The following is a 9162-nucleotide window of genomic DNA, read 5'->3' as shown; positions in this document are numbered from 1 at the left end:
ATGAGCATTTGCCATAAAGGAGTAACCAAACATCACTTCAGTATCTATCTACCATTGAGTGATCGGTTTAACTCCCTCATGACCAAATATTATTTTGTAAGCGTAAATCTACAATGAGTTGTCCTTTGTCCTTGCCTAAAATAGGTTGCCTTTTAAATTTAGTGTATAGCTAAAAAAGCGCCGTAGGTGCGAAAGAACACCAATTATATTGAAGTCTTTCGTACTTACGGCGCTTTTTCTCAAACAGAAATATCTGTATAAGATTTCTAAAACACTATCTCCATTTTAATATCTGCACGAGAATATTCGGTTTCGCCAATTGGAACTTCGACGAAGCCTAATTTACGATACATCGTTAAAGCTGGTGTAAGTTGAGTCGAGGAAACTAACCATAGAACTGTTGCTCCCAAATCTTTTGCTGCCTGAATCGTATGCGCACATAGAACCTTTCCTGCTCCGATACCTTGATATTGCGGATTTACAGCCATTTTAGCCATTTCATAATCGGTATCGCTGTTTTTAACCAAGGCAACTGTTCCTACTACTTGATTTTGGTAAAGGGCAAAGAAAATCTGTCCTCCACTTTCCAAAATATATTTTTCAGGATTTTCCAGTTGCTCCACATCATGTGGTTCTACCTTAAAATACTTTTGAATCCATTCTAAATTCAAAGTCTTAAAATCCTCTTTATACTGAGGTTGATATGATTCGATTTGTATTAACTCCTTTGACATAACTCTATCATGCTATACGCTTTGAGCCATAGGCTTTTGGCAAATGGTTGATAAAAAGGTTACCCGTTAATGGTATATCAGTTATTGAATTGTACTCATCATCAGATTAGTACTATCAAATTAAGTTAGTGGGCAAAATTAAAATAATTTTACCCGCATTAAGCTCTAGGCTTTATGCTGTAGGCTAAAAGTTGAAATAAATTTCTCATGAAACAATTTAAGCTCTTTTGCCTAATGCCTATAGCCGAGAGCTTAAAGCCTACACAAAGATTTGCCCTTTAAGATACAAAACTGCTTTTCCTGCAATTTTGACTCTATCGCCTTCTAGTTTACACCATAATTCACCTTTACGAGGAGATATTTGCCAAGCTGTTAGTTCTGTTTTGCCGAGTTGTTCAGCCCAGTAAGGTGTCAAAGTAGTATGTGCCGAGCCTGTAACGGGATCTTCATCAATCCCTGATTGTGGTCCAAAGAAGCGTGACACAAAATCTACCTTACTTCCTTTGGCTGTTGCAATAATTCCTCTGGCCTCGATAGTAGCCATTTGTCGCAAATCAGGGCGAAGCTCCAATACCAATGTTTCATTTTCGAGCACGACCATATAATCCGACTTGCCTCGGTAAGTATGTAGGATATTTACGCCCAAACATTCATTCAAAGCTGGCAATGGCTCTACCTCCTTGATTTCGTCCGCAGGAAAATTCAACTCTAATAAATCATCTTGTTTCTGAACCGTTAAAATGCCACTTCTTGAGAAAAACTCGATAACCTCATGCTTATAGCCTAACTCAGTAAATAATACATGTGCTGTTGCCAAGGTAGCATGTCCACACAAATCAACCTCTACCGTTGGGGTAAACCAGCGAATATGAAAACGAGTGTCAGTTTCTTGAACAAAAAAGGCTGTTTCAGCCAAATTATTTTCCAACGCGATTTTTTGCATTAGATCATTAGGCAGCCATGACTCTAGCGGACAAACTGCCGCTGGATTTCCTCCAAAAACTTGAGAAGAAAACGCATCTACTTGATAAATAGGAATTTGCATTGTATTACAGTTGAAGTTTATGTAGTTGGGTTATAGCTTTCGGGCATCAGCTCTGAGCTTTGAGAAAGCATTTCTTATTTTCTATTGCTCAAAAATTACTAATAGGAGCTATTTCGATTTCTCGTCTATATATTTTTGATAGTAATCTATATAAAAACCATCTTTCAAAAAATACTGCTCGAATGCCTCCACAGAACGCATTAAATCATGTGCTTCTTTGCTAATCAATTGTTGATTAACCGTTTTGATATTGTCCCAAATTTCTTGCAACTGCGGTAAAAAAGCCCAGCCTTTTTCTGTCAGTTTCAAGATACGTTTACGAGCATCCTCAGGCGACTTTTCGGACATAACCCAGCCTTTCTTCTCTAATTCTTTTACAAATTGAATCACCGCAGGATGTGAAATATTCAGATGCTCTGAGGCTTCCATCACACCGATAGATTCCTTTTGAGACAACAAGTAAAAAAGAGGAAACCATTTGGGTTCAAAATCGATACCGTGTACACGGTACACATTAATGGCCTGCTTAAAAACCAATTCGGCAAGACGTTTCATCCTACTCGCAATCGCCAAAGGGCCTAATTCTTTAATAATATCCATTTTATGTAATCAGTTACGTAACTAGTTACTAAATTAATTATTTATTTTAACTAAAAAAATAAAAGATGAGAATTTTATGATAGTCGGCTAAAAGTTGACTGCTCCTAGCCGACTACCAGACACTATCTATCTAGGATTTCGGCATTACCTTCGGTCATTTTCAACACCTTTGAAACACAGGCAGGTATCTCACCCTCGTAATGTGTTACGTAAAGCAATGTTTTATTCAATTTGACACAAATTTCATCTACCAAATCTCTAAAATAACGAATATGCTGTTGGTCTAGACCTTGACAAGGCTCATCTAATACCAATAAAGGAGGGTTCTTAATCAAAGCTCTTGCCAGCAATACCATACGCTGTTCGCCTGTAGAAATTTCAGAAAAACGCTTTTGCGATAAATGCTCAATTCCCAATAAGCGAAGATATTTTTCGGCTAACTCTTGTTGCCCAGGCTTTAATGCTTGATACAACCCGTTGGTATTGTACAATCCAGAAGCTACTGCTTTGAACACCTCTGTTCTTTTGGTAAAAAACAAATGTAGTTCGGGCGACACAAAGCCTATTTTGCCTTTAATATCCCAAATCGACTCCCCTGAACCTCTCTTACGATCAAAAAGGTCAAAATCATTGGCATAACTTTGTGGATTATCGGCGTTGATGAGACTTAGAAGCGTAGATTTCCCAGAACCATTTGGTCCTAATACAGCCCATTTTTCACCACGTTTTACTTCCCAGTTGAGCGTATTCAATACTTTTTTACTTCCATAACTTACGTTTACGTTACGCATACGAACAGCGTAGTCGAAGTTATCTTGACTTGTACTCGATGCCAAAAGTTCTTCTAGCAAAGCATGATCTAACTTTACTTCCTGTGTAGCTTCTGCCTCTATGCTTTTTTTCAATTCAAAAACATTGGTAATACAAGTCGGTATTTCGTCGGGTGTAGTTACCAATATAATATGCGTACCATGTTGCGAAATAGCGTTGATAGCTTCATGCAATATCGCTCTGGAAGCAACATCTAAACCCACAAATGGGGTATCCAACAACATCACTTTAGGACGTTTGAGAAATGAGCGAGTTAGTAAAGTACGACGAGTTTCTCCGTTTGAAAGAGTCATTAATTTACGTTCAAGCAGATGTTCGATACGTAATACTCTGGCGGCATTCAAGAGTTCCTCTTCGGTATATGGCGAAGGTGGTAATTGAACCGATTTTTCATCAATTGTACCAATAGGTTTCATTTGGTCTGTCAAAAACTCACGAACTGTCGGCGAGTTTTCGGCATCATATACGTTGAAACGCTGCTGGTAATATTGTGCGGCAGAATTCAGGATACGGTTTCCTGAATAATCTCTTGACACCAACTCGATTTTATCTTTCAGCAATTGTCCTTCTTCCAAAAAATGGAATTTTACTTTTCCTCCCACAAATGGAATTTTACCTGCCAAAGCTTCTAATAAGGTGGTTTTACCCGAACCATTTTCACCAACAATAGCCCAATGCTGTTGGTCTTCTATTTGCCAAGTGAGATTACGAACGACAATTTTTTCAAATTTTCTGAGAGCTGTATTTTCTAAACTGATAAAAGGAGTCATTATATTTTATTGGTTAACCATGCTTTTTCATTACTAAAGTTTCAAAAATAATGCTTTTTAAATGCCAAAGGGTTGACTCCAGTCAGCTTTTTGAAAGTTCTGTTAAAATAAGACATACTTTCAAAACCGCAATCGAAGCAGGTTTCTGTCACATTTTTATCTAAAAGCAATAAATTTTTGGCTTGATTGACCCGATAATGATTTAAAAATTCGATAAAAGTCAATCGTGTCATTCTCTTAAAATAACGGCAAAAAGCCGCTTCTGAAAGATTGGTCATCTCGGCGACTTCGCCCAGTTCTATTTTGCGCTGATAGTTTTCATCAATAAACTGATACAGGCGTTTGATACGTTCTTGGTCTTTTTTGTTGTACTGATTTTCGACAGGCTTCTCATGTAAAAGTTCGTATTCAGTCGTATTGGCGAGTAACTGAAAAATACTAAGTACTTCCAAAAACTGCTCAAAGGGTGGAATTGTACGAATATTTTTCATTCTTTCGGCCAATGCTACCTTCACATTTTCGCCGAAAGCGATACCATATTGCGAACGCTCAAACAGCTCAGCTATTCCTTTGAGTTCGGGCGTTTGGCTAAGTCCATTTCCCAAAAATGATGGACTCAATTGCAAAACTACTTTCTCATAATCCTCCGTCTTGACCATATAATCAAAATTGAGATGCGGAATATTGGAGCCAATCAACACCAAATCATTGTAACGATAACGTGATATATGTTCGCCCACATGCCGAGTTCCATCCGTGCCCTCGATATAGACCAGCTCGATTTCGGGGTGAAAATGCCAATAAAAAATCTGACTCAATCTTGGATTTTGCATAATCCGAAATGAGCTATTAGAGTCTGGCGAAAATTCTTCTAGAATGAGTTTCATAGTTCACTCCTAATGGGTTTTAAGACAAAATCTTCAAAATACCGTTTAAGCACACTCAACTAGCTTGTGAGCTTGCTACGAATTTGTCAAATTTTGAACTTTATTTATCCAATTACAAATCATTATTTATGAAAAAATCAAAATTGTTCAAAAAATGGCAATTATTAGCCAAGATTTTGACTATTGCAATAGGTTAAATTTGTATAACAATTTCAATAACAGATATTACTAAACTAACAAGACCATGCAAATGACTCCAACAATGGCTCCGACGATGATGGCCAATCAAAATCATAAAGATATTCCAGGCAATCCTTCTACTGCGACAAGTAGCAAAATCGGTTTGAACGATCGTAGCAATGGCAAACCCTTACGTGTATTGAGCGAAGAAGATTGGCAATTTTGGATTCACAATGGATATGTAGTCATCAAAAATGCTATCTCACGTGAGCAAGCAGCTAAAACCGCAGCGTTTCTTTGGGAGTTTGAGGAGAAAGACCCTAATAATTCTGACACGTGGTATTCGGCACCAAGAGCTGAAATGCAAATGAAAGAATTAGTAGGTAGTGGCATGGTCGAGGTTTATAACCATCAGTTGTTATGGGAAAATCGTCAGGCGCAACGCGTGTATGACGCCTTTGTGGACGTTTGGGGTACCGAAAAATTGTGGGTAACGATTGATAGAGCCAATCTCAACTTTCCGATGCGCCCTAATCATATTTTCAAAGGCTTTATACACTGGGATTATGACCCTGAAACTCGCCCTCAAAATGTACAAGGAGTCTTGGCATTAGCAGACCAAACAGACGAAAATATGGGCGGTTTTCAGTGTATTCCAGAGCTTTATCGTACTTATGATACTTGGAAATTGACTCAACCAGAAGATAGAGATAGATTTAAGCCAGATACCACTGGACTTGAAGAGCATTTTGTAAAAGTAAAACTAGAAGCTGGCGATTTGCTTATTTTCAATAGTACACAGCCACATGGTATTCGTCCAAATAAAAGTGAGGACAAAGTACGTATTGCCCAATATATTTCGATGATGCCAGCCGAGGAAGATAACGAGGCTTTGAAAAATTGGAGAATCAACTCATGGAAAAACCGTATCGCTCCTGAAGGATATGCATTCCCAGGCGACCCAAGAAACTTTGAAAGAGACCGCTACGAAACAGCAGTATTATCAGATTTAGGGAAAAAATTACTTGGACTTGACAGTTATTGAATAATTGAATGAATTCTGATTGAGTGATTTTTGAATAATCTATCGACTGAATACTTGATAAAATCACTCATTCTCTAAATCATAATTAACATACAACCATGCAGTTATATACAACTTTAAATACAGGACAAACTATGCCTTTGTTGGGGCTTGGCGTGTATGATATGTACAACCAAGAAGCTGAACAAGCCGTAGAGTGGGCAATAGAAACAGGTTATCGATTAATAGATACGGCTTCGATGTATGAAAATGAGGTCGAAATTGGGAATGCCATTCGAAACAGTAACATCGCTCGAGGTGAGTTGTTTGTTACGACCAAGGTTCATAACCAAGACCAAGGCTATGATTCTACTTTGAGAGCCTTTGAGCAAAGTCTCAAAAAACTATCGATTGATTATATAGATTTGTATTTAGTGCATTGGCCTGTTAAGGCAACTAGAAAGGAAACTTGGTTGGCTCTTGAGCATCTATATCAAGAAGGAATGGTTCGCTCAGTTGGGGTAGCAAATTATCTTTCCCCTTTCTTAGAGGAGCTTTCTGAATACGCAAATATAGTCCCTGCGGTCAATCAAGTGGAATTTAGTCCCTATTTATTTCTGGAAGATTTATTAACAGAATGTCAAGTAAAAGGTATTCAGTTGCAAGCCTATACGCCATTAGTTCGTGGGCAAAAGATGACTGACCCAAGACTTGTTGCTTTGGCAGAAAAATATGGAAAAAGTCCCGCCCAAATCATTTTACGTTGGGCACTCCAACATGGAGTTTCTACTATTCCGAAATCATCCAATCTCAAACGGTTGAAGGAAAATATTGATATTTTTGATTTTGCTATTTCTTCTGAGGATATGCGATTGATTGATGGTTTTGATGAACAATTAAGAGTAGTCGATGACCCTATGGAGATGTTTTATTGATTTTTAGGGGCAGAGGGTACAGGGGCAAAGGCAAAGAGGCACAGAGTGTGAGAAAATCTCTCTACCACTAGACGCAAATATTGCGCCTTTACCGAAAATCCCTTTGCCCCTCTGTGCCTGTTCCCTCACACAGACGCAAACATTTCGCCTCTACCGAAAATCTCTTTGTGCCTCTTTGCCTGTTCCCTCCAGACGCAAGCATTGCGTCTCTACCGAAAATCCCTTTGTGCCTCTTTGCCTGTTCCCTCCAGACGCAAGCATTGCGTCTCTACTGAAAATCTCTTTGCCCCTCTGTGCCTTTGTGCCTGTTTCCTTACACAGACGCAAGCATTGCGTCTCTACCGAAAATCCCTTTGTGCCTCTGTGCCTTTGTGCCTGTTCCCTCCAGACACAAGCATTGCGCCTCTACTGAAAACCTCTTTGCCCCTCTGTGCCTTTGTGCCTGTTCCCTCCAGACACAAGCATTGCGCCTCTACTGAAAACCTCTTTGCCCCTCTGTGCCTTTGTGCCTGTTCCCTTTCCGTTGAATAGTTTTTATTGTTTTTCAAGCATCTACGTTTCTTTTTTTTGTAAAATGCAACGAATTTTACATTCAAATAAAATTTGCCAATAAGAAAATTCAACATGAGAAAATTTACCTTATTATTCTTTATTCTTGCTATTGGAATTTACTGGAGCTGTAAACAAGAAGTAACCGTGGATTTACCCAAAGAGACCTCATTTTATATCGTAGGTGACTGGGGAAGGATGGGACAATATGCTCAGACTTCTATTGCTAAACAAATGGATAAATCGGCTAAGTTAACACCCATCGACTTTATTTTCTCGACAGGTGATAATTTTTATGAAAATGGTGTAGCCGATGTCAACGATGCGCACTGGAAACAATCCTTTGAGCAGGTATATAGCGGTTCTAATATTTTGAAAAACTGGTATATCACCCTTGGTAATCATGATTATATGGGTAATCCTACAGCACAATTGGATTACGCTAAAATCAATAAGCGATGGATTTTGCCTAATAGATATTATTCTTTTGTACGTGAAATGGCCAATAACAACAATGTTCGATTTGTGATTATTGATACTACGCCACTCATCAACGAACACAGAACGAATGCTTTTATGCACTCGGATATTTTGTCGCAGGATACTCAAAAGCAATTAAAATGGTTAGATAGTACCTTGAGTGTGAGTAAGGAGAAAATCAAGATTGTGGTAGGACACCATCCTATGTATTCGGCAGGAACAGGTAGAGGTGACCAAGCAGAAATCATTAGTATTATCAAACCCCTATTGAATAAATACAAAGTACAGTTATATATTTCGAGCCATAGCCATAATAGCCAATATCTAAAGGCTCCAGACCTAGATACTGAACTATTGGTGAGTGGCGGAGCTGCGTATGCTAATGATATTGTCCGAAAAGAACATCCTTATTTGCTTTTTGGCACTAATACTCCAGCTTTTACCTCAGTCAAAATCAAGGATAATTTGATTACCACAAGCTTTGTGGATAGTACCGGAAAAGTGCTATATTCGAAAGATAAACTAATTGTTCCATAAGTTGTGCCATAAAATGTCGTATATTAGCACATTGGAATCTAGAACTAGCACACGGTACAACTTTTTAGGTGTAACACAAAAACTATTGATTAACAGCAATGCCTACAATTTCTCATTCTGAATATCTAAATGCACTCAGGATTATTAAAGAGTACGAGGAGCAGAAACTAAACGCAGGAAATTTTTTAGAAACGCTTAGCGCCAGTAAAAACCTAAAGCGCTTCCTCCAAGACCACAATGTTGTGAGTTTTGATCAGTTGGTTGAACTTTTCCAGAACGGTACCATGAACTCATGGTCGGGATTTGGTAAAAAGCTTTTATTGGAGATAGATGAGCTTATCCAAAAAAGTACTGCCTTACAATAGTTCAAGTTCAGCAGTAAAAGTTATTAGTATATCTGTTATCAGAAACACTATTAAATGATTTTATGTGCTGATAAAATGAACTACAAAAAAAGCTGAGAAGATTCGTCTTCTCAGCTTTTTTATTTTATCTAGCTTTAGGTTATAAGCCGTAGGCATTAAGCAGGAAACCTTCTATTAATGCATAAGAAGTATTTTTGCTGAATGTCTATTGCCATAAGCCTACAG

The 9162-nt window shown here is 38.2% G+C and carries 9 protein-coding genes; 4 read left to right on the top strand and 5 right to left on the bottom strand.

What is annotated here, in order from left to right:
• Nucleotides 1-266 precede the first annotated feature (266 nt).
• The 5 genes from QM481_RS21485 to QM481_RS21465 form a co-directional block, all read right to left on the bottom strand.
• Nucleotides 267-734 (bottom strand): GNAT family N-acetyltransferase, encoded by a 468-nt coding sequence (locus tag QM481_RS21485; protein ID WP_283383271.1) that lies wholly within the window; start codon nt 732-734, stop codon nt 267-269.
• Nucleotides 735-993: 259 nt separating this feature from the next.
• Complete coding sequence (locus QM481_RS21480) at nt 994-1779, bottom strand: PhzF family protein (protein ID WP_166550345.1); 786 nt, start codon at nt 1777-1779, stop codon at nt 994-996.
• Nucleotides 1780-1887: 108 nt separating this feature from the next.
• Entirely contained in the window at nt 1888-2379 is a 492-nt protein-coding gene (locus tag QM481_RS21475) for a MarR family winged helix-turn-helix transcriptional regulator (protein ID WP_166550348.1), read from the bottom strand.
• Nucleotides 2380-2501: 122 nt separating this feature from the next.
• Complete coding sequence (locus tag QM481_RS21470; RefSeq protein ID WP_283383270.1) at nt 2502-3980, bottom strand: ATP-binding cassette domain-containing protein; 1479 nt, start codon at nt 3978-3980, stop codon at nt 2502-2504.
• A 41-nt stretch (nt 3981-4021) separates the two neighbouring features.
• Nucleotides 4022-4867, bottom strand: coding sequence for a helix-turn-helix domain-containing protein (locus QM481_RS21465; protein WP_283383269.1), 846 nt, complete (start codon nt 4865-4867; stop codon nt 4022-4024).
• A gap of 244 nt (nt 4868-5111) precedes the next feature.
• Between QM481_RS21465 and QM481_RS21460 the strand changes: the two genes are divergently transcribed.
• The 4 genes from QM481_RS21460 (at nt 5112) to QM481_RS21445 (ending at nt 8937) form a co-directional block, all read left to right on the top strand.
• A complete protein-coding gene (locus QM481_RS21460) occupies nt 5112-6092 on the top strand; it encodes a phytanoyl-CoA dioxygenase family protein (RefSeq protein ID WP_283383268.1) in 981 nt (326 codons plus the stop codon).
• 98 nt (nt 6093-6190) lie between these two features.
• Complete coding sequence (locus QM481_RS21455; RefSeq protein WP_283383267.1) at nt 6191-7006, top strand: aldo/keto reductase; 816 nt, start codon at nt 6191-6193, stop codon at nt 7004-7006.
• 624 nt (nt 7007-7630) lie between these two features.
• Nucleotides 7631-8572: a metallophosphoesterase gene (locus QM481_RS21450; RefSeq protein WP_283383266.1), complete on the top strand. Its 942-nt coding sequence runs from the start codon at nt 7631-7633 to the stop codon at nt 8570-8572.
• A gap of 98 nt (nt 8573-8670) precedes the next feature.
• Complete coding sequence (locus tag QM481_RS21445; RefSeq protein WP_283383265.1) at nt 8671-8937, top strand: hypothetical protein; 267 nt, start codon at nt 8671-8673, stop codon at nt 8935-8937.
• Nucleotides 8938-9162 lie beyond the last annotated feature (225 nt).

This window comes from Flectobacillus rivi, from assembly GCF_030056655.1.
GTDB classification, from domain to species: domain Bacteria; phylum Bacteroidota; class Bacteroidia; order Cytophagales; family Spirosomataceae; genus Flectobacillus; species Flectobacillus rivi.
This window is presented reverse-complemented; position numbering and strand designations above follow the sequence as displayed.

What these genes read in the sequence shown, in the direction of transcription:
- QM481_RS21485 (WP_283383271.1), bottom strand. Translation starts at nt 734, where the DNA reads ATGTCAAAGGAGTTAATACAAATCGAATCATATCAACCTCAGTATAAA.
- QM481_RS21480 (WP_166550345.1), bottom strand. Translation starts at nt 1,779, where the DNA reads ATGCAAATTCCTATTTATCAAGTAGATGCGTTTTCTTCTCAAGTTTTT.
- QM481_RS21475 (WP_166550348.1), bottom strand. Translation starts at nt 2,379, where the DNA reads ATGGATATTATTAAAGAATTAGGCCCTTTGGCGATTGCGAGTAGGATG.
- QM481_RS21470 (WP_283383270.1), bottom strand. Translation starts at nt 3,980, where the DNA reads ATGACTCCTTTTATCAGTTTAGAAAATACAGCTCTCAGAAAATTTGAA.
- QM481_RS21465 (WP_283383269.1), bottom strand. Translation starts at nt 4,867, where the DNA reads ATGAAACTCATTCTAGAAGAATTTTCGCCAGACTCTAATAGCTCATTT.
- QM481_RS21460 (WP_283383268.1), top strand. Translation starts at nt 5,112, where the DNA reads ATGCAAATGACTCCAACAATGGCTCCGACGATGATGGCCAATCAAAAT.
- QM481_RS21455 (WP_283383267.1), top strand. Translation starts at nt 6,191, where the DNA reads ATGCAGTTATATACAACTTTAAATACAGGACAAACTATGCCTTTGTTG.
- QM481_RS21450 (WP_283383266.1), top strand. Translation starts at nt 7,631, where the DNA reads ATGAGAAAATTTACCTTATTATTCTTTATTCTTGCTATTGGAATTTAC.
- QM481_RS21445 (WP_283383265.1), top strand. Translation starts at nt 8,671, where the DNA reads ATGCCTACAATTTCTCATTCTGAATATCTAAATGCACTCAGGATTATT.